The organism is Streptomyces sp. NPDC055815, from assembly GCF_053616475.1.
In genome coordinates this window covers 25,031-43,374 of record NZ_JBSHDU010000060.1, presented here as the reverse complement: position 1 = coordinate 43,374, position 18,344 = coordinate 25,031, and the positions used below count along the sequence as shown (strand labels likewise).

20 protein-coding genes are annotated in these 18,344 nt (G+C 73.1%); 12 read left to right on the top strand and 8 right to left on the bottom strand.

Annotated features, from left to right (window positions below; translation table 11 throughout):
• The first annotated feature begins 70 nt into the window (after positions 1 to 70).
• From ACWGN5_RS30430 to ACWGN5_RS30420, 3 genes are read left to right on the top strand one after another with little or no spacing between them, the layout of a single operon-like run.
• Complete coding sequence (locus ACWGN5_RS30430) at positions 71 to 748, top strand: glycosyltransferase family 2 protein (protein WP_453521106.1); 678 nt, start codon at positions 71 to 73, stop codon at positions 746 to 748.
• Positions 745 to 1,377 carry a TIGR04282 family arsenosugar biosynthesis glycosyltransferase gene (locus tag ACWGN5_RS30425; RefSeq protein ID WP_453521073.1) on the top strand — a complete coding sequence of 211 codons (633 nt, stop codon included), beginning with the start codon at positions 745 to 747 and terminating at the stop codon, positions 1,375 to 1,377. Before ACWGN5_RS30430 ends, ACWGN5_RS30425 begins: the two co-directional genes overlap by 4 nt.
• Positions 1,374 to 2,036: a class I SAM-dependent methyltransferase gene (locus ACWGN5_RS30420; RefSeq protein ID WP_453521070.1), complete on the top strand. Its 663-nt coding sequence runs from the start codon at positions 1,374 to 1,376 to the stop codon at positions 2,034 to 2,036. Before ACWGN5_RS30425 ends, ACWGN5_RS30420 begins: the two co-directional genes overlap by 4 nt.
• On the opposite strand, the gene ACWGN5_RS30415 is transcribed toward ACWGN5_RS30420, so the two are convergent.
• Together ACWGN5_RS30415 and ACWGN5_RS30410 are read right to left on the bottom strand one after the other, a co-directional pair.
• Entirely contained in the window at positions 2,012 to 2,431 is a 420-nt protein-coding gene (locus ACWGN5_RS30415; protein ID WP_453521067.1) for a hypothetical protein, read from the bottom strand. The genes ACWGN5_RS30420 and ACWGN5_RS30415 overlap by 25 nt on opposite strands.
• Positions 2,428 to 3,597 (bottom strand): molybdopterin-dependent oxidoreductase, encoded by a 1,170-nt coding sequence (locus tag ACWGN5_RS30410; RefSeq protein ID WP_453521065.1) that lies wholly within the window; start codon positions 3,595 to 3,597, stop codon positions 2,428 to 2,430. The genes ACWGN5_RS30415 and ACWGN5_RS30410 overlap by 4 nt, the downstream gene beginning before the upstream one ends.
• A gap of 113 nt (positions 3,598 to 3,710) precedes the next feature.
• Between ACWGN5_RS30410 and ACWGN5_RS30405 the strand changes: the two genes are divergently transcribed.
• The 3 genes from ACWGN5_RS30405 to ACWGN5_RS30395 all read left to right on the top strand — a co-directional run bounded on the left by ACWGN5_RS30405 (position 3,711) and on the right by ACWGN5_RS30395 (position 6,957).
• Complete coding sequence (locus ACWGN5_RS30405; protein WP_453521062.1) at positions 3,711 to 5,102, top strand: glycosyltransferase 87 family protein; 1,392 nt, start codon at positions 3,711 to 3,713, stop codon at positions 5,100 to 5,102.
• Positions 5,103 to 5,106: 4 nt separating this feature from the next.
• A complete protein-coding gene (locus ACWGN5_RS30400; RefSeq protein ID WP_453521059.1) occupies positions 5,107 to 6,084 on the top strand; it encodes a GlxA family transcriptional regulator in 978 nt (325 codons plus the stop codon).
• Positions 6,085 to 6,189: 105 nt separating this feature from the next.
• Entirely contained in the window at positions 6,190 to 6,957 is a 768-nt protein-coding gene (locus ACWGN5_RS30395; protein WP_453521056.1) for an MBL fold metallo-hydrolase, read from the top strand.
• A gap of 24 nt (positions 6,958 to 6,981) precedes the next feature.
• Here ACWGN5_RS30395 and ACWGN5_RS30390 read toward each other — a convergent pair whose 3' ends face one another.
• Both ACWGN5_RS30390 and ACWGN5_RS30385 read right to left on the bottom strand, forming a co-directional pair.
• On the bottom strand, positions 6,982 to 7,683 hold the full coding sequence (locus ACWGN5_RS30390; protein WP_453521104.1) for a class F sortase: 702 nt from the start codon (positions 7,681 to 7,683) through the stop codon (positions 6,982 to 6,984).
• A gap of 90 nt (positions 7,684 to 7,773) precedes the next feature.
• Complete coding sequence (locus ACWGN5_RS30385; protein ID WP_453521053.1) at positions 7,774 to 8,331, bottom strand: hypothetical protein; 558 nt, start codon at positions 8,329 to 8,331, stop codon at positions 7,774 to 7,776.
• A gap of 253 nt (positions 8,332 to 8,584) precedes the next feature.
• Between ACWGN5_RS30385 and ACWGN5_RS30380 the strand changes: the two genes are divergently transcribed.
• The 6 genes from ACWGN5_RS30380 (at position 8,585) to ACWGN5_RS30355 (ending at position 14,670) form a co-directional block, all read left to right on the top strand.
• Positions 8,585 to 9,715 (top strand): molybdopterin-dependent oxidoreductase, encoded by a 1,131-nt coding sequence (locus ACWGN5_RS30380; protein WP_453521051.1) that lies wholly within the window; start codon positions 8,585 to 8,587, stop codon positions 9,713 to 9,715.
• A 17-nt stretch (positions 9,716 to 9,732) separates the two neighbouring features.
• Positions 9,733 to 11,088, top strand: a complete 1,356-nt coding sequence (locus ACWGN5_RS30375; protein ID WP_453521048.1) for an MBL fold metallo-hydrolase — start codon at positions 9,733 to 9,735, stop codon at positions 11,086 to 11,088.
• 25 nt (positions 11,089 to 11,113) lie between these two features.
• Complete coding sequence (locus ACWGN5_RS30370) at positions 11,114 to 11,965, top strand: sulfurtransferase (protein WP_453521046.1); 852 nt, start codon at positions 11,114 to 11,116, stop codon at positions 11,963 to 11,965.
• A 135-nt stretch (positions 11,966 to 12,100) separates the two neighbouring features.
• Complete coding sequence (locus tag ACWGN5_RS30365) at positions 12,101 to 12,937, top strand: DUF2182 domain-containing protein (protein ID WP_453521045.1); 837 nt, start codon at positions 12,101 to 12,103, stop codon at positions 12,935 to 12,937.
• A gap of 175 nt (positions 12,938 to 13,112) precedes the next feature.
• Positions 13,113 to 13,769 carry a DUF1326 domain-containing protein gene (locus ACWGN5_RS30360; protein WP_453521042.1) on the top strand — a complete coding sequence of 219 codons (657 nt, stop codon included), beginning with the start codon at positions 13,113 to 13,115 and terminating at the stop codon, positions 13,767 to 13,769.
• 34 nt (positions 13,770 to 13,803) lie between these two features.
• The gene (locus ACWGN5_RS30355) at positions 13,804 to 14,670 is read left to right on the top strand and encodes an NmrA family NAD(P)-binding protein (protein ID WP_453521041.1); all 867 of its coding nucleotides are present in this window, start codon (positions 13,804 to 13,806) and stop codon (positions 14,668 to 14,670) included.
• Positions 14,671 to 14,696: 26 nt separating this feature from the next.
• Here the strand turns inward: ACWGN5_RS30355 and ACWGN5_RS30350 are convergent, their stop codons facing one another.
• The 4 genes from ACWGN5_RS30350 to ACWGN5_RS30335 all read right to left on the bottom strand — a co-directional run bounded on the left by ACWGN5_RS30350 (position 14,697) and on the right by ACWGN5_RS30335 (position 18,126).
• Positions 14,697 to 15,431 carry a DUF899 domain-containing protein gene (locus ACWGN5_RS30350; RefSeq protein WP_453521039.1) on the bottom strand — a complete coding sequence of 245 codons (735 nt, stop codon included), beginning with the start codon at positions 15,429 to 15,431 and terminating at the stop codon, positions 14,697 to 14,699.
• A gap of 231 nt (positions 15,432 to 15,662) precedes the next feature.
• A complete protein-coding gene (locus ACWGN5_RS30345; protein WP_453521036.1) occupies positions 15,663 to 16,637 on the bottom strand; it encodes a sigma-70 family RNA polymerase sigma factor in 975 nt (324 codons plus the stop codon).
• 28 nt (positions 16,638 to 16,665) lie between these two features.
• On the bottom strand, positions 16,666 to 17,865 hold the full coding sequence (locus ACWGN5_RS30340; protein ID WP_453521033.1) for an NAD(P)/FAD-dependent oxidoreductase: 1,200 nt from the start codon (positions 17,863 to 17,865) through the stop codon (positions 16,666 to 16,668).
• Positions 17,866 to 17,988: 123 nt separating this feature from the next.
• The gene (locus ACWGN5_RS30335) at positions 17,989 to 18,126 is read right to left on the bottom strand and encodes a hypothetical protein (protein WP_453521031.1); all 138 of its coding nucleotides are present in this window, start codon (positions 18,124 to 18,126) and stop codon (positions 17,989 to 17,991) included.
• Positions 18,127 to 18,344 lie beyond the last annotated feature (218 nt).

Below are 18,344 nucleotides of genomic sequence, written 5' to 3'. Positions count from 1 at the left end.
TCCGCGTTTCGTAAGGACTTCCATGGCCCCGGAACAGCCCGTGGTTCCTACGGTGAGAGCCGTGACCACCATGACCGCAGATGTCGTCCTTCCCTGTCTCGACGAGGCCGAGGCCCTGCCGTGGGTGCTGGCCCGGATCCCCGCCGGGTGGCGGGCGATCGTCGTCGACAACGGCTCCACCGACGGTTCCGCCGCACTCGCGGCCGGCCTCGGCGCCACCGTCGTGCACGAGCCCAGGCGCGGCTTCGGCGCCGCCTGCCACGCCGGACTGCTCGCCGCCGACGCCGAGTTCGTCTGCTTCTGCGACTGCGACGCCTCCCTCGACCCCGGCCTGCTGCCCGGCCTCGCACGGTCCGTCGCCGACGGCTCCGCCGACCTCGTCCTCGGCCGTCGCCGCCCCACCGCGCGCGGCGCGTGGCCGGCCCACGCCCGGGCCGGGAACCTCGCGCTGTCCCGGCTGCTGCGCCGCCGCACCGGGCTGCGGCTGCACGACCTGGGACCGATGCGGGTCGCCCGGCGCGAGGCGCTCCTCGGCCTCGGCCTGTCCGACCGGCGCAGCGGCTACCCGCTCCAGATGGTCGTCCGGGCCTCCGACGCCGGCTGGCGGGTACGGGAGGTGGACGTGCCCTACCTCCCCCGTTCCGGCCGCTCCAAGGTCACCGGCACCTGGAAGGGGACCTGGCAGGCCGTGCACGACATGCGGCGCGTGCTCGACGAGCCGGCGGCGGTCGGGGGTGGGCGCCCGTGACCACGCTCCTCGTCATCGCCAAGCAGCCGCTGCCGGGCCGGGTCAAGACCCGCCTCACTCCGCCGTTCCCGCCCGAGGAGGCCGCCGCGCTGGCCGAGGCCGCCCTCGCCGACACGCTCGCCGCGGCTCTCGGGGTCCCCGCCGACCGGCACGTCCTCGTGCTCGACGGGGAGCCCGGCGGCTGGCTGCCACCGGGATTCCGGCTCGTCCCGCAGGTGGCGGGCGGGCTCGACGTACGCCTGGCCGCCGCGTTCGCCGCCTGCGACGGTCCGGCGCTGCTCATCGGCATGGACACCCCGCAGGTCACCCCCGCGCTGCTGGCGCCGGCCCTGCGCTGGGAGGCGTACGACGCCTGGTTCGGCCCCGCGGCCGACGGCGGCTTCTGGGCCCTCGGCCTCGCCGCGCCCGACCCCGCGCTCCTGCTCGGCGTCCCGATGTCGCGCCCCGACACCGGCGCCGTCCAGTACGCGCGGCTGCGCGCGGCCGGCCTGCGCATCGGCGCCCTGCCGGTGCTGCGGGACGTGGACACCGCCGAGGACGCGCGCCTCGTGGCGGCCAGGACGCCGGGCACCCGCTTCGCCGCCCTGCACTCGGCGCTGACCGCGACGGCGGCGGGGGCGGGCGCGTGACCACGGCGACGGCCTGGCGTGCCGATCCGTACAGCGACGCCCTGCGCACCGGGCGGGGCCCGCTGTTCCTGCGCCGTGACGACGGCTGGCTCCTGCCCCTGGAGGTGGAGCGCTGGTGCGAGGCGCCCGACCGCGCGGACCGGTCCGTCCTGGACCGCTGCCACGGCACGGTCCTCGACGTCGGCTGCGGTCCTGGGCGGCTCGTCGCCGCCCTCGCCGCCGAAGGGCATCGCGCGATGGGGGTCGACGTCAGTCCGGAGGCGGTCGCCCGTGCCGTGCGGCTCGGCGCGACGGCGCTGTGCCGCTCGGTCTTCGATTCCCTGCCCGGGGAGGGACGCTGGGACACGGCCCTGCTCATCGACGGCAACATCGGCATCGGCGGAGACCCGACCGCTCTGCTCAGCCGGCTGCGACAGGTCGTCTCCCGCTCGGGCCGGGTCATCGCGGAATGCGTGCCCGTGGACGTCGACGAACGCTGCGAGGTGCGGATGGACGACGGACGGGGCGGGCGGGGTACGCCGTTCCCCTGGGCCCGCGTCGGGATACCGGCCCTGTCCGCTCACGCGGCCGCCACGGGCTGGACGGTGTCCGAACGGTGGGACCTGTGGGGCCGTCACTTCGCGACCCTCACACGTCAGTCGTCGTCCGCGCTCCGCTGAGGACGCCCCCGCCACCGCCGTACGAGGATCGCCCCCACCGCGACCACGGCCACCGCCGCGAGGACGATCACGAGGTTGCGTCCGTACGGCAGCGGCAGGGCGGAGGGGTTCGGCGGCTCCCCCGGCCGGACCAGCAGCGGCAGCGTGATCAGCAGCAGGCTTCCCGCGACGACCAGCGTGCCGCGCAGCACACCCCGCTCGGGGCGTCCGACGACGAGCAGCCCGATGGCGAGGACCAGCGGGGCGATGATCCCGTCGTGCAGGACGACCGCCCCGGCCAGCCACAGCAGTACGGCCGGCGGGTCCGGCTGCTCGGCCACGCGCCACGCGCCGATGCCGATCAGGGCGAGGCCCAGGCCGCCGACCCCGTACCGGAACACGCTCGCGGTCCTCACAGCACCTCCAGACGGTGCACCCACTTGGTCTGCAGCACCCCGGGCCGGTCGGGGGCGATGATCCGGGCGGGGAAGCCGTGGTCGAGGGAGAGGGGCTGCCCGTTGAGGGTCAGGGCGAGGAGCGTGAGCGGATCGTCCGTGTAGTCGGCGCCCATCTCCATCACCCGGTAGGCACCCCGCACCTCCAGTGAGGTCACCCGTACGGCGACGCCAGTGGGCCACACGCCGGCCCGCTCCACCAGGTCCCGTACCCGTACTCCTCCCCAGTGCGCCTCGACGCTCCAGCCCTCGACGCAGGCGATCGGCAGCCGGACCCGGGTCTGGGGCAGGGCCCGCAGCGCGTCGAGCGACAGCGTGTACGGGCGTGGCCCGACGACCTCCAACCGCCACTCGCCCAGACCGGCGGCCTGGACGCCGGCCGCGGCGGCGGTCCGGTTGACGGGCAGGCCCTGCGGGCCGTGGTCCGGCTGCCGGGGGGCGAGCAGGTCGAACGCCTTCAGCGGCGTGAAGGACTGACCGACCGTCGTCAGCGTCACCACACCGACGGCGGCGCCCGCGCCGAGCAGCAGCGAGCGGCGGTCGCGCGCGTCCTCGGCGGGCAGGGCGAGCGTCCCGGCCGACCTCCGGCCCCAGTGGGCCCTGATCTCGGGAGCCTTGACGGCGATGTGGAGCAGGAGGGACCCCGTCGCGATCCAGGCGACGGCGAAGTGCACGGGCACGAACGAGAAGGGCCAGGGATACCACTCGACGATGTTGAGCAGCCCGGTGAACACCTGGAAGACGGCCGAGGCGACCAGGACCGCGACGGACAGCCGCTCGAGGGCGTGCAGTACGGACCGGACCGGCGGCCAGACGAACAGCCGCGGGTACACCGTCCACAGTTTGACCAGGAGCAGCACGATCGCCGCGAGTCCGGTGGCGACATGCAGCCCCTGGGTGAGCCGGTAGCCCCACACCGGACGGGTGGGCAGCTCGTCGGCGAGCCAGTCCGGCGGGTGCTGGAGGTAGTGGCTGACGAGGCCGGTCGCGAAGCAGACGGCGAAGGCCACGCCGAGCCACCGGCCGACGGCGGTCGCCGTGCGCGCGTCGTGGAGACGGCCGGTGAAGGCGGGCGGCCGGAGCGCGGGCAGGGTGGTCCGAGGCGGTCTGGGCAAGCGGGAGGTCATGACGTCCATGACACCGCCGTTCGCCTCCGTACGGAGGGTCCGACACCTTACGAAACCCGAACGCCCCGACGGGTCGCCCGCCGGGCGGCCGTGCCCGCTGCCAGGCTGCGCCCATGCTGCGTGCCCGCCCGCTCGTCGTCACCGCCCTCCTGCTCGCGGCCCTGGCCACCGCGCTCGCCGTGCTGCTCCGCGAAGCCGCCCGCGGCGTCCCCTTCCTGACGGGTTACGGGGCATGCTGGGCGCTGTTCGCGGCGGGCGTGGTCGCCCTGCGCGGGGTCCCCGCCCGCGCGGTCGTCCCGCTGGTGCTCGCGGGGGCGGTCGCGGTCACCGCCACCGGGCTCGTCGCGGCGCCGCGCACCAGCACGGACTCGTACCGGTACGCGTGGGACGGCAGGGTGCAGGCGGCCGGCTTCTCCCCGTACGACCACGCCCCCGCCGACCCGGCCCTGGCAGGGCTGCGCGACGCGTGGCTCTTCCCCGGCCCCGCGGCCTGCGCGCGCGGCCGCGAGCTCGCGCCGCTGGCCGACGGCGGCTGCACCCGCATCAACCGGCCGGCCGTGCACACGATCTACCCGCCCGTCGCCGAAGGCTGGTTCCTCCTGGTCCACGCCCTGGCGCCGGCCGACAGCCGCCACAAGGCGCCGCAGACCGGCGCGGCCGTCCTGGCCCTCGCGGTGACCGGCCTGCTGGTCGCCGTGCTGCGCCGGCGGGGCGATCCTCGGCAGGCCGCGCTGTGGGCCTGGTGTCCGGCCGTCCCGGTCGAGGCCGTCAACAACGCCCATGTCGACGTCCTCGCCGTGCTGTTCTCGGTGGCCGCCCTCGCCGTCGTCGCCCGCCGCCGTGTCACCGGCGGCGTCCTGCTCGGCCTCGCGATCGCCGCGAAACTGCTGCCCGCCGTCCTGCTCCCGGGCGCTGTGTCCGGACTCCGACGGCCACGGAGCTTGCTGGCGGTCGTGGTTCCGGCGGTGGCGGTCGTCGGGATGGTGTACCTCCCGTACGTCCTGCTCTCCGACGGCTCCGTCCTCGGCTATCTGGGCGGCTACGCGCAGGAGGAGGGTTACGACAGCGCGGGGGCGGGCGGCCGGTACGCCCTGGTGCGCCTCGTCCTGCCCGACGCGTGGGCGCCGCCGGCCGTCCTGCTCGTCATGACGGCGGTGACGCTCACCGTCTGGTGGCGCGGCGATCCCGAACGCCCCTGGCGCGGCGCCCTGTTCACCACCGGCGCGGCCTTCCTCCTCCTGACCCCCGGCTATTCCTGGTACGCGCTCCTGCTCGTCGCCCTCGTCGCACTGGACGGCCGCTGGGAGTGGCTGGGCATCGCCGTCGCCGGCGCCGTCGCCTACCTCGCGGCACCGGTGATCGGTGTCGCGTGGGTGACCGCGGCGTACGGAGCGGCGGCGCTGCTCGTGGCCGCGGGCTGGTGGGCGCGACTGTCCTCCTCTCCCCGATGGCCCGATGTGACAGATCCTGGTCATTGCGGCCCTGTCCGGCCGGCGGAAGGATGAGGGCATGCCCCCACCGCACCGCGTCGTGATCGTCGCCTTCCCCGGCGTCGAACTGCTGGACGTCACCGGCCCGGCCGAGGTGTTCTCGGTCGCCTCCCGCGTCGCCGGAGCCGGCCGGCCCGCCTACCTCGTGCAGATCGCGACCGCCGACGGCGGCCCGGTGACCACTTCCAGCGGCGTCCGGCTGATGGCCGACCTGACCCTCGACGACGCCACGGGGCCGATGGACACCCTGCTGGTGTCGGGGGCGATCGAGATCGTCGACGAGGGCGGTGTGGAGCCGTTGGTCGACCGCGAGGTCACCCGCTGGCTACGCCACTCGGCGCCCCGGGCCCGGCGGATCGGATCGATCTGCGCGGGAGCGCACCTGTTGGCCGCCGCCGGGCTGTTGGAGGGCCGGCCGGCCACCACGCACTGGCTCACCGCGGCCAGGCTGGCCGCCGAGCATCCCGGCGTCCGGGTCGACCCCGATCCGATCTTCATCCGGGACGGGCAGGTGTGGACCTGCGCGGGCGTCTCCTCCGGGATGGACATGGCCCTGGCGATGGTGGCCGAGGACCACGGCCAGGAGCTCGCGCTCGCGACCGCCCGGATGATGGTGATGTACGTCAAACGCTCGGGCGGCCAGAGCCAGTTCAGCGTTCCCCTGTCCGTCCAGAGCTCCGATGACGACCGGATCGACGAGCTGCGGATGTGGATCGCCGAACACCTCACCGAGGACCTGTCCCTCGAAGTCCTCGCGGGCCGGACCCACTTGAGCGTGCGCCACTTCACCCGGCTGTTCCACCAGCGCACGTCCACGACACCGGCGGCCTACGTGGAGGCGGCGAGGCTCGAGGCCGCCCGACGACTCCTTGAGGACAGCGACCGGGGCCTGCCGGAGGTCGCCGCCGCCAGCGGTCTCGGCTCCGTGGAGACGCTGCACCGCGTCTTCCGGCGACGGCTGGGCACGACCCCGGCCGAGTACCGCCGCCGCTTCTGACCCGAACCCCCACCTGCCTGCCGTCGGCGTCCGCGTCCGCGCACAGGCGGAGCTCCGCCATGCCCGCACGGCACGGCATCCACCCTCACGCTTCGGAGGAAAGCCTTGTCCCGCACGAAGGTCGTCCCGATCCCGGTCATGGGCCGGCACCACATCAACGCCTATCTGCTGCTCGGCCGGCGGCCGGTCATCGTCGACGCCGGGACTCCCGGCAGCGGCCAGAAGATCCACGACCGGATCACCGCCCTCGGCGTCGACCCCGCGGACGTCTCACTGATCGTCATCACCCACGGCCACATCGACCACTTCGGCTCGGCCGCCGAACTGCGCCGGCTCACCGGTGCACCCGTCGCCGGCCACGTCGCCGACCTCGGACCGTACCGCTCCGGCCGGGTCCGCGCACCGTACCTGCCCACCGGTCCGATGGGCCGCCTCATGGCCCGCAACCGCAAGCTCCACGCCCGGGTCGAGCCCGTCGAACCCGACGTGCTCCTGCGCGGCGAGACCGGCCTGGAGGACTTCGGGCTCGCGGCGCGCATCATGCCCACCCCCGGCCACACCGCGGGATCGGTCTCGGTCCTCACGGACGACGGCGACCTCGTCGCGGGCGACCTGGTCGCCGGCTCCTTCATGGGCCTGATCCCGGGCAGACCCGCCAACCCGCCCTTCCACGACGACCCCCGGCAGAACCTCGCCAGCCTGCGCGAGATGCTCGCCCTCAACCCGACCAGCCTCCACGTCGGTCACGGCACCCCGCTCGACCCCGGGCGGGTCAGGCAGTGGGCCGACGAGGAGCACGGCCGCCTCGCGCGACGCGACGCCGCGGGACGCCTCCGTACCCGCGGCGCGTGCGATGCACCGGGATCACGCTGACCCATCGCGCCGGCCTGTGGTCCTTCAGGAATCGGGGTGGAGGTGCGCGAAGACGACGAGGTTCTCCGTGTAGTCCTTCGCCTTGCGGTCGTAGCCGCCGGCACAGGTGATGAGTCGCGCGAGCGCGGACGGTGTGTCGTCGTAGACGCGCCGGTCGGGGAAGTCGTCCTTGTCGAAGTTCTCCACGGAGTCGATGAGGAAGACAGCGGTGGTGCCGTCGGCGCGGTCGACCTCGAAGCGGTCTCCGGGCAGGAGTTCGTCGAGCCGTGCGAACACGGCCGGAGCGGTGGCGGTGTCGAGGTGACCCGCGATGATCGCCGTACCGCGCTGGCCGGGCGTGATTCCGGAGCTCTGCCAGCCGACCAGGTTCGTGTCGTCCGCGGGAGGCGGTTCCAGAGCGCCGGAAGGGCCGATCCGCAGGCCGGTGAACGGCGCGTTCACACCGATCTTGGGAATCCGCAGACGGAGGGGAGCGGACCTCGGCATCGCCGGGTTGCTCGGCGGGGAAACCGATCTCGCCGGTTCCGGCGCGGCGGCCGGAGCACGTCCGGTCGCGGAGGGCACCGCGGGCTCGACCGGTGACGTCGCGTCCTGTGTGAACACCTTCGAGCCGAAGACGAACAGGAGCACGGCCAGCACCAATGCCCAGAACACGACAGGGACGACCCACCGTGCGGCACCTCGGGTCGTTCCCGGGCGGACGGGGTCTGGTCGCGTGGTCACCAGAGACACCTTTCGGATGCGGCGGAGGGCCATGACGGGCCGGACGCGGGGTGGCCGCTCTGAGCGGCGCACCCCGCCTCCGGCTGTGCGCCGCTAGGCGGCGCCTGCGGCCTTCCGCCTGCGGTGGAGGGCGAAGGCGGCGATTCCGCCCGCGACCACCAGCGCACCGGTCACGTTCGTGCCGCCGCTCGCGAGGCCGCCGCCACCCGTGTGCATGCCGCCCTTCGGCTTCTCGTGCTGGTAGCCGTCGGTCTTGCCCTTCTCGGTGTCCTTCTCCTTGCCCTTCTCCGTGTCCTTGTCCTTCTCCTTGGACCAGTCGTCCGCGTTGACGAGGGAGAGGGCGCCGGAGCCGGTGTGCATGCCACCCTTCGGCTTCTCGTGGTCGCCCTTCCCCTTCTCGTGGTCGCCCTTCTCGTGGTCACCCTTCGACTTCTCGTGGTCGCCCTTCGACCAGTCGTCACCACTGACCGACGACAGCGCACCCGCTCCGGTGTGCATGCCGCCCTTCGGCTTCTCGTGGTCACGCTCCTGGCTGTGGGAGTAGTCGTCCTTGTCCCAGTCGCCTGCGGTGCTGGCGTAAGCGCCGGGTGCAGCGAGCGCCAGGGTGCCGGCGGCGGCGGTCGCGGCAAGAAGAATGCGGGCAGAGCGCATCGGTGACTCCTTTTCGTCGCTCGCGCCGGCTGACGGACTGTCGGCCGGATCGTTCGCAGCGACATGACCCACAGTCAGCCGCGGCGACGGCTGCCGCTACTTGAGGTAGTGCATCCGATACCTGGAGTGACTTCCGGTCTCGGGGCCGGCCCCCGTCCGGACGTCACCGGAGGACTCTCTCGGACCGGGTCCCGGACGTAAACTGGAGGGGACCCGCGTCGTGCCCAGCAGGAGCCCGACGGAAGGGGTGACCGTGACCACGTGGCCCATCCCCCGCGGACCCGGCGCCACGGTCTGGGCGCCCGAGACGGTCACAGCGGATCCGTACAACGCCCAGACGCCGTCGGCTGCGCTCGCCGAACCCGTCACACCCGTGGGCGCCCTCTTCGTGCGCGATCACTTCGGCATCCCGCGGACCACACCACGGCGATGGCGGCTACGGCTCCGCGGAGCCGTGGCCGAGCCGTACGACATCGGCTACGACGAGCTGCTCACGATGGAGCGCCGCGGGTTCGATGTCGTCCTGGAATGCGCGGGGAACGGCCGCAGCGAGATGTCGCCCCGGCCTTCCGGTCTGCCCTGGGGGCAAGGGGCTGTGGGATGCGCGCACTTCTCAGGAGTGCCCTTCCGCCAGGTCGCCGCCCTGGCCCGGGTCGACCGGGCGGCCGCGGAGATCGTGTTCGCCGGAGCCGACTCCGGCACCGTGCACGGCCGGCGGACGGCCTTCGAGCGGAGCCTCCCGCTCGCCGTGGCCCTTCACCCGGACACCCTCCTCGCCACCCACATGAACGGCGAGCCGCTCGCGCCCGAGCACGGGGCGCCGGTCCGGCTGGTGGTCCCCGGGCGGTACGCGGTCGCCGACGTGAAGTGGCTGGTCGAGGCGCGGGCCGTGACGGAGCCCTTCGGCGGGGTCTTCCAGACCGAGGAGTACGTCTATCGAGCGTCGCGCGGCACCCCCGACGGGCCGGTGACGACCGTACGGGTCAAGTCCCTCATCACCACCCCCGAACCCGACTCGGCTCTCAGGCGCGACCACGAGACGCTGGTACGGGGCCGGGCCTGGTCCGGCGGCGGGGTTCCCGTCCGGCGGGTCGAGGTGCGGGCCGCGTACGAGGACGTGGACGGCCGCCCCGGCGAGGACGGCCACGGGGACGAGGGCGGGCCCGGCGCGGGCGAGTGGCACGAGGCCGTGCTCGAACCGCCGTCGGGGCCGTACGCCTGGACCGGCTGGTCGTACCGGTGGACGCCCCGCCTGCCCGGTGCGTACCGGCTGCAGGCCCGCGCGACCGACGCACACGGCGACACCCAGCCGCCGCGGGCGCCGTGGAACGCCGGGGGCTACGGCTGCAATCCCGTGGCTTCCCTCGGGGTGGTCGTCGTGTGAGGGGACCGGGAGACCGCATGAACGAGATCGAGATCATGACGACCGTGTCGCTCGGTGACACCAGTTATCTCCTCGTCAGCGGCGACGAGGCCGCGCTGGTCGACCCGCAGCGGGACAGCTGGGACCTGATGGAGTCCTGTGCCTCCAGGGGCGTGCGGATCCGGTACGTCCTGGAGACGCACGTGCACAACGACTACGTCTCCGGTGCTCTGGAGGTCCACGCGGCGACCGGCGCCACGGTGGCGGGCCCGGCCCGCGCCGCGTACGCCTTCGACCATCTGGGTCTCGCGGACGAGGACGAGATCGTCTTCGGCGACGTGACGACCGTACGGGCGATGGAGACGCCGGGACACACCGCCGAGCACACCTCGTATCTCGTCTTCGACGACACGCGGCGACCCCCGACGGCCGTCTTCACCGGAGGCAGCCTCCTCGTCGGCCAGGCCGGCCGCACCGACCTGTCCGGCGAGGACCACACGGAGGAGCTCGCCCGGGCGCAGTTCCGTTCGCTCCGGCGGCTGGCGCTGCTGCCCGATGCCACGCGGGTCCTGCCGACCCACGGTGCGGGGAGCTCCTGCGCCGCCGGGCCGGTGTCGGGGCCGAGGACGACCGTGCTGGGCATCGAGCGGCGTACCAATCCCGCGCTGACCACCCGGGACGAGGAGGAGTTCGTCAACGGGCGGATGGCGGGCCTGCCGCCGTACCCCGCCTACTACCGGTACATGGCGGGGATCAACCGGTCCGGGCCGGACGTCCTCGGCGGCCCGCCCGTGCTCCGGCCCCTCACGCCGTCCCTGGTGGAAGGCCTGGTCGGGGGCGGCGCACAGGTCGTCGACGGTCGCGACCGAGGAACGTTCGCGGCCGGCCATCTGCCCGGCTCGCTCTGCGACGAGCTCGACGAGCGCTTCGCCAGTCTGGTCGGCGAGGTCGTCCCGTTCGGTACGCGCCTGGTGCTCGTCCTGCCGGAGCCCGCCGAAGAGGCGGCCGACGAGGCGATGCTCCAGCTGCTGCGGATCGGATACGAGAACGTCGCGGGGTATCTGGCGGGTGGGACGGACGCCTGGGTCGCCGCCGGCCGGCCGCTGCGTTCCTTCCGTACCGCGGAGGCGTCCGAACTGGCCGGGCACCTCGCCGAACGGCGGGTGCTCGACGTACGCCCGGAGCGCCCGGAGGGCGGGATTCCCGGCACGCTCGCGGTGCCCCTCGCCGAACTGCCCGGACGCCTCGGCGAGATGCCCCGGGACCGCGAGATATGGACGGTCTGCGGGAGCGGCCGCCGGGCCACCCTCGCGGCGAGCCTCCTCGACCGGGCGGGCATCTCCGTGACGGCGGTGGTCAGGGGTGGCGTGCGGGACCTGAAGACACAGGAGTGAAGAGGAAGGAAGAAAGGAGAAGACCATGGGCGGCAACGGCTACGCACATCCGGAGACACTGGTGGACACCGAGTGGCTGGCCGCACACCTCGACGACGACGCCGTGCGCGTCATCGACGTGGACGAGGACACCACCGCGTACGAGCAGGGCCACATCCCGGGCTCCGTGGGCTGGAACTGGACCACGGACCTGCACACCGCCGTGGGCCGGGACTACCTGGACCGCGACGCGCTCGGGCGGCTGCTCGCCGAGGCCGGCGTCGGCCACGACACCACCGTGATCCTTTACGGAGGCAACAACAACTGGTTCGCCGCGTACGCCTACTGGATCCTGCGGCTGCGCGGCTTCGACAAGGTGAAGCTGCTCGACGGCGGCCGGAAGAAGTGGGAGCTGGAGGGCCGCGGGATGACGCAGCTGGTCACCGACCACGAGCGCACCGACTTCACGGTGCCGGGCGAGGAGCAACCGCAGTTCCGCGCGCTGCGCGGCGAAGTGCTCGAGAGCGTGGGTTCCGCGGTGCGCATGGTCGACGTCCGGTCCCCGGAGGAGTACCGGGGCGAGAAGCTGGCGCCCCCTCACCTGCCGCAGGAGCAGGCCCAGGTGCCCGGCCACATTCCGGGCGCGGCCAATGTCCCCTGGTCGCAGGCGGCCAACGACGACGGCACGTTCAAGTCTGCCGATGAGCTGAAGGCGCTCTACACGGGGAAGGGCATCACCTCCGACCGTGAGGTCATCGCCTACTGCCGCATCGGTGAGCGGTCCTCGCACACCTGGTTCGCGCTCCACGAGCTGCTCGGCTACCCGGACGTCAAGAACTACGACGGCTCCTGGACCGAGTACGGCTCGCTGGTGCGGGCTCCGGTCGAGATGGGGTGACCTGGCCGGCACCGCGGTCGCTGCCTCCGGGTCGGGTGGCCGCCCCCTCCGCGGAAGGGGCGCCGCCGCGCCGGACCCGGTCGCATCGCAGGGGGACGTGTGCTGTTCTGGAAGCAGCCGCAGGAAGGCACGCCGATGCGTCGCAGCCTGACCTCCACCTACGCGCCCGCCCGGCCGGCCGCCCCGACCGGAGCCGGCGGTGGCTTGCAGCCCACGCGGAGACTCGCGGCCGCCTGGGCACTCGTCGTCCTGATCACCGTGCCCGCCTGGGTGCTGACGATCGGGCAGGCCCGGGACATGGGCGTCGAGCCCGGCACGATGGGGATGGCGCTGCCCCTGTTCCTGCTGCTCTGGGTGACGATGATGGCGGCCATGATGCTGCCGTCCATGGCGCCGGTGGCCCTCACCTGGGTACGGGGGATCGGCCGTCAGTCCTCCGGCTGGACCCGGACCGCCCGCACCGTCGAGTTCGTGGCCGGATACCTGCTGGTGTGGGCCGCCTTCGGGCTGCTCGCCTATGCGGCCCTGGCCTTCACCGGCGACCTCGTGCACGACCATCCCACCGCCGGACGCTGGATCGGCGCCGTCGCCTTCCTGCTCGCCGGCCTGTACCAGCTCGGCCCCCTCAAGCACGTCTGCCTGCGGCACTGCCGCGACCCGCTGGGGCATCTGGTGCGTTACGCCGCCTTCCGGCGACCGGCCCGTGACCTGCGGGTGGGCGTCCACCACGGCGCGTACTGCGTCGGCTGCTGTGCCGGTCTGATGGTCGTCCTCGTTCCGCTGGGCATGATGAACGTGGCCGCGATGGCCGGGCTGGCCCTGGTGATCTTCGTGGAGAAGCTGTGGTCCCGGGGCGTGCTCCTCAGCGGTGTCGTGGGCGTCGCGTTCCTCGTCCTCGCGGTGCTCGCACCGTTCCAGGACTGGATGCTGCCGGGCCTTGAGGGCTCGATGCCGTCCATGGACGGTATGTGAGCCTCTGTACGCGCCCGGTCACCTCCTTCGTGGACGTGGGCCGGTTTCCGACCCGGGAGATGAGGTGCAAGCTGGAAGGGAGACCGTGCTCCGACCCGACCCCGGGGAACGGGCTCGGGACACGCGGTCTCGCCACTCCGAGTGAGTTCCCCGGAGCTCGGCTGGAGGAACCGCCATGACAGAGCAGGCCACCCAGGGCACGCGCTGGCATCTGGCCGGCGACTGGTTCGACGCGTGCAAGTGCGCGATTCCGTGCCCCTGCACGTTCGCGCAGCCCCCGACCTACGGCGACTGCGAAGGCGTCATGGTCTGGCACATCCGCGAAGGCAACTTCGGGGACGTACGGCTGGACGACCTCAATGTCGTGATGCTCGGGTCGTTCGAGGGCAACCCGTGGGCCGGGACCCACACCGAGCCGTACGCCGCGGTCTTCCTGGACGAGCGTGCCGACGACCGGCAGCGGGCCGCGCTCGGGGCCGTCTTCGGCGGTGAGGCGGGCGGATGGCCCGCGGAGTTCGGGGCGATGTTCCACCCCGAGATGCGGGGCATGGACGTCGTCCCGATCCACGTGGAGATCGACGAGGATCTCGCCACGTGGCGGGCCGAGATCCCGGGCCGTGTCACGGCGGCCGCCGAGGCGCTCACCGGCCCCACCACCCCGGACGGCGCACGCGTCCAGGTCCTCAACTCCCCCGGCTCCGAGGTGGGGCCGGGTCAGGTCGCGACGTGGGGGCGGGCCACCGTCGACCGCGCCGACGCGTTCGGCTTCTCCTGGGAACGCACCGGGAAGTCGAGCAAGTACTTCCCCTTCGACTGGAGCGGCCCTGACTGAAGGGCTCCCTCGAATCAGCGCGAGGAGGTGAGAGATGGCGACAGTGGTGGTGACCGGCGCGACCGGGAACGTCGGACGACACGTCGTGAGCGAGCTGCGCCGGCGAGGCATCCCCCACCGCGCGCTCACCCGCGACGCGGAACGGGCCGCCGCCGTACTCGGCCCCGGCACCGACCTGACGCAAGGGGACTTCACCGATCCCGCATCGCTCCGTGCCGCCTTCACGGGCACCGAACAGGCCTTCCTCATCTGCGCCAACGACCCGCGGCAGGTCGAGAACGCGGCACACGCGATCGAGGCCGCGGCCACGGCCGGTGCCCGGCAGGTCGTCCTGCTGTCCACCGTCGGCGCCGAGGTCGGCGCCCCGCAGACGTTCGCCGATCAGCACGGCCGCATCGAGCAGCACCTCCGCTCGGCGGGCGTCCCCTTCGTGATTCTCCGGTCCGGTTTCCTGATGTCGAACCTGCTCGGCGCACTGCCGACGATCGGGCAGGCCGGGCGGATCTTCCTGCCCGCGAACGACGCCCGCGTCGCCATGATCGACCCCCGTGACGTGGCCGCCTGCGCGGTCGCGGTGCTCTCCGGCCGGAGCACGGACGGCGACACCCAGCTGATCACCGGCCCCGAGGCCCTCACCTTCACCGAGGTCGCCCGCCGGCTCTCCACCGCCCTCGGACGGACGGTGGAGTACGTCCCGGTACCCGACGAGGCAGCCCTGGACGGCATGCTGGGGGCGGGCATGCCGTCGTGGCTCGCGGAGGGCGTGCTGGGGATCTTCCAGCTGCTCCGGGCAGGCGTGAACGACCACACCACCGACTCCGTGCACCGGCTGACCGGGCAGGACCCGCGGCCCGTCGCCGACTTCGCCCGCGACCTCATGGCACCGCTCCTGGCCCGTTGAGGACGCAGGGAGACCGGCAGCCGGTCTCAGGTCTTCTCGTACTCGTCGTGGCGGCGCAGCCAGTGGGTCTCCTCGCCCTCCTCGTGGCGGCCCAGGGGCGTGCGGTCGAGGAGGCCGTAGTAGGCCATGGCGGGCTCCAGGCCGCGGGCCGTGGTGACGTACGTCCGGTAGACGGTGCCCTCCGACAGCGCGTAGCAGCTCATCCCGGGGCCCTCGCTGACGTAGCCGAGCACGTCCGTACCGCATGCCTCCGCCATCTGCCGCACGGTCGCGGGAATGTCGCCCTCGAGGAACGGCCTCAGCTCCTCCTCCGTGTACTGGAGACCGAGGTCGCGGTGGAAGTCACCGCCTCCCGCGCCGACCCAGTCGAAGCCCCAGCCCATCCGCTCCCGGTAGGCGAGGAGCTTGTCGACCGGCGCCCGCGAGGAGCAGATGAGTGTCACGTCGCGGGCCTTGAGGTGCACCGCGTTGGGAGCGAGGGTGTCCGCGATCGACGAGCACACCGGGCATCCGGCCTCGTACGGGGGGCCGAACATGAAGTGGTAGACGAGCAGCTGCGAGCGCCCGGCGAAGAGGTCCGCGAGCGATGCGGTCCCGCGCTCGGTCTCGAACCGGTAGTCCTTCTCGACCGGTACCCAGGGAAGGTCCCGCCGTTTCCGCGCGAGCTCGTCGCCGCGCCGAGTGAGTTCCTTCTCCTGCGCGAGCAGCGCCTCGCGGGCTGCCTCGTACTCCTCCTGCGTGCCGACCGTGTGCTCGCGCATCGCCTTTCCCTCCTGTGCGGGAGGAGCCCACCCGATCGCGTCGGGCGGTCTCCCGGCTTCTGGCGTCGCGCCGGGAGATGCTTCTCTTTCAAGGCTAAAGGCATCCCCTGCGTCTGCCCACGGGGCGGCGTTGCGCGTCACCGCGGATCCGCTCGGCCGGCCCTTCGTCGTATGTCATGGGTTCTTCTCTCCCTTCGGAGCCGGTCGAGCGCGCGGCGGATCCGGGTCGGGTCACCACTGGCTGATGAGCGGCGCGTCCGGTTCGTGCCGCCGCCAGGCATCGGTGAGGCGGTCGAGGCGGGCGGGGGCGGCGATGCCGCGCACGGTGGCGATCCTGCCGTCGGCGAGGTCGAACGTCACCGCGCCGACGACCCGGTGGCCGGGAACGAAGAGGAGGGCGGGGGCGCCGTTGAGGAGCGCGTAGTGGACGGCGGAGGCACCACCGACAAGTCGCTGTTTCACCGGTGTGGACGTGAAGCCTGCCCGTGCGAGGGCGGCGATGCGCTGCGGAGTGTCGAACCGCAGCAGCTTCTCGGTCAGGCCGGCGCCGTCGGAGACCGCGGTGGCGTCGTCGGTGAGCAGGGCCACCAGCCGCTCGGTGCGGCCCGAGGTGGCGGCTGCGAGGAATTCCTCGACGATCCTGCGGGCGGATACGGGGTCGACTTCGGCGCCGCGGCGGGCGGCGGTGATGCGGCGCCGGGCCCGATGGAGGTGCTGCTGGCTGGCGGACTCGCTGATGTCGAGGATCTCCCCGATCTCCGCGTGGCCGTACGAGAACGCTTCGCGCAGCACGTAGACGGCCCGCTCGACGGGTGACAGGCGCTCCATGAGGGTCAGCACGGCCAGGGAGACCGATTCGCGCTGCTCGAAGGTGTCGGCCGGGCCGAGCATCGGGTCGCCGTCGAGGAGCGGCTCGGGCAGCCAGGCGCCGGCGGCGCGTTCGCGGCGGGCCCGTGCCGAGCGGAGCCGGTCGAGGCACAGGTTCGTGACGACCTTGGTCAGCCAGGCCTCCGGCACCTCGATCCGCTGCCGGTCCGCGGCCTGCCAGTGCAGGAAAGCGTCCTGCACGGTGTCCTCCGCGTCGGTGGCGGAGCCGAGGAGCCGGTACGCCAGCGAGGCCAGCCGGTTCCGGCCGGCCTCGAACCGACCGGCGTCGAAGCGCTCGGCGTCGGAGCGCTCGGTGTCGGTGCTGTCCACATGGATCACCTTGGTTCTCGGGGGGGTTCTCGGGCCGTCAGGCGATCGCCGTCTCGACGGACGCGTCCGGTACGGCGGTCAGGTGGCGCTTGCGCTTGGGCAGGCCGAAGGTCGGGTGAGAGGTCGTCCAGAGCGACAACCACAGGATCCCCGCCTTGATCCGCGCGGCCTTCCGGCCGGCCAGGTACTTCGGCTTCGCCTCCGCCGCGTCGTCGACCATCTGCAGGATCCCGTCCCGCCGCCCGAGGCTGATGTGGTTGCCCACGTACTCCAGCTTGGTGTTCGCGATGCTGCCGCCGGTCAGGCGTGCGACGATCGCGGCCGTGGCCTGCATGGCGGTGTAGCCGGCCGAGGCGCAGGACATCGGCAGCGGCCGGCCGTGGTCGCCGATGACGTGGGCGCTGTCGCCGACGGCGTAGATGTTCGGGTGCGACACCGACCGCATGGTGCGGTCGACGACGATCCGGCCGTCCTCGGTGACGTCGAGACCGCCGGCGGCGGCGATGGGGGCGACCGCGAACCCGGCCGTCCACACGGTCACGTCGGACGCCAGGGCGGTGCCGTCGGCGCACAGCACCCGCGTCCCTTCGACGGCCTCGACGCTGGTGTGCTCCAGGACGGTGATGCCGAGCCGGTCGCAGGCCTGGCGCAGATGGCCGCGGGCTCCGGCGGAGAGCCGGCCGCCCAGTTCTCCGCGGGCGACGAGGGTCACCGAGAGGCCGGGCCGGGATTCGGCGAGTTCGGTGGCGGTCTCGATGCCGGTCAGTCCGTCGCCGACGACCAGCACCTGCCCGCCGCCGTTCCGCCCGCCCAGGCTGTCCAGGCGTGCGCACAGGCGCAGCGCTGCCGGGCGGCTGGTGACGTGGAAGGCGTGCTCGGTCACGCCGGGGATGCCGTGGTCGGCGACGTGGCTGCCGAGGGCGTAGACAAGGGTGTCGTAGCCGAGTTCGCCGCCGCCGTCGGCGTCGGCCACGGCGACGACCTGGCGCTCGGGGTCGACGGCGGTGACCCGGGCCAGGCGCAGCCGTACACCGGTGCCGGCGAAGACGTCGGCGAGCGGGGGCGCCTCGATCTCCTGGCCGGCCGCGAGCTGGTGCAGCCGCAAGCGCTGGACGAAGTCCGGTTCGGCGTTGACCACGGTGATCTCGGTGTCCGCCGGGGACATGCGCCGGGCCATGTTCCCGGCCACGTAGGCCCCGGCGTAGCCGGCGCCGAGGACGACGATGCGGTGCCGCATGAGCTGCTCCTGTCGGTTCGCTTGCTCCCTGTCGTGACTTGAGCGGGACAGCGCCCCGATTCCTGACAGGAACCGCGTGTGACATGGGTCACAGGACGGCGGGAGTGTGCCGCTTGCCGCCCCTCACGCTCCTCCCTCGCCCTTCTCCTGCCCCGCGTCGAGGGCGTGGGTGCGCAGGGCGAGCAGGGCCTCGAAGCGGAAGCCCGGGTCGCTCAGCCGGTCGCCGAACAGCTCGTCCTCGACGCCCTCGACCCGGCGCACGCGCAGCGCGCCGGCTGCCTCCCGTAACGGAGGGTCCAGGGGGGCCGGACGGGCCTGGAGTTAGGCCGATCATCGCCTTGTCCGCGTTCTTTTTGAATGTGTACGTTCAAAAAGCGGTCGCCGGGGTGGGTCCACTGGCCGCGCTTCCACGGAAAGTGCCGTGTCCAGGTCGAATTCAGTCTCCAGAGGGGGTCGGGGGCGTGATGGTCCTCGCGTCG

Bases quoted from the DNA above. Each gene is read 5' to 3' on its own strand.
- ACWGN5_RS30430 (WP_453521106.1), top strand. From the start codon at position 71: ATGACCGCAGATGTCGTCCTTCCCTGTCTCGACGAGGCCGAGGCCCTG.
- ACWGN5_RS30410 (WP_453521065.1), bottom strand. From the start codon at position 3,597: ATGACCTCCCGCTTGCCCAGACCGCCTCGGACCACCCTGCCCGCGCTC.
- ACWGN5_RS30405 (WP_453521062.1), top strand. From the start codon at position 3,711: ATGCTGCGTGCCCGCCCGCTCGTCGTCACCGCCCTCCTGCTCGCGGCC.
- ACWGN5_RS30400 (WP_453521059.1), top strand. From the start codon at position 5,107: ATGCCCCCACCGCACCGCGTCGTGATCGTCGCCTTCCCCGGCGTCGAA.
- ACWGN5_RS30385 (WP_453521053.1), bottom strand. From the start codon at position 8,331: ATGCGCTCTGCCCGCATTCTTCTTGCCGCGACCGCCGCCGCCGGCACC.
- ACWGN5_RS30375 (WP_453521048.1), top strand. From the start codon at position 9,733: ATGAACGAGATCGAGATCATGACGACCGTGTCGCTCGGTGACACCAGT.
- ACWGN5_RS30370 (WP_453521046.1), top strand. From the start codon at position 11,114: ATGGGCGGCAACGGCTACGCACATCCGGAGACACTGGTGGACACCGAG.
- ACWGN5_RS30365 (WP_453521045.1), top strand. From the start codon at position 12,101: ATGCGTCGCAGCCTGACCTCCACCTACGCGCCCGCCCGGCCGGCCGCC.
- ACWGN5_RS30360 (WP_453521042.1), top strand. From the start codon at position 13,113: ATGACAGAGCAGGCCACCCAGGGCACGCGCTGGCATCTGGCCGGCGAC.
- ACWGN5_RS30355 (WP_453521041.1), top strand. From the start codon at position 13,804: ATGGCGACAGTGGTGGTGACCGGCGCGACCGGGAACGTCGGACGACAC.
- ACWGN5_RS30350 (WP_453521039.1), bottom strand. From the start codon at position 15,431: ATGCGCGAGCACACGGTCGGCACGCAGGAGGAGTACGAGGCAGCCCGC.
- ACWGN5_RS30340 (WP_453521033.1), bottom strand. From the start codon at position 17,865: ATGCGGCACCGCATCGTCGTCCTCGGCGCCGGCTACGCCGGGGCCTAC.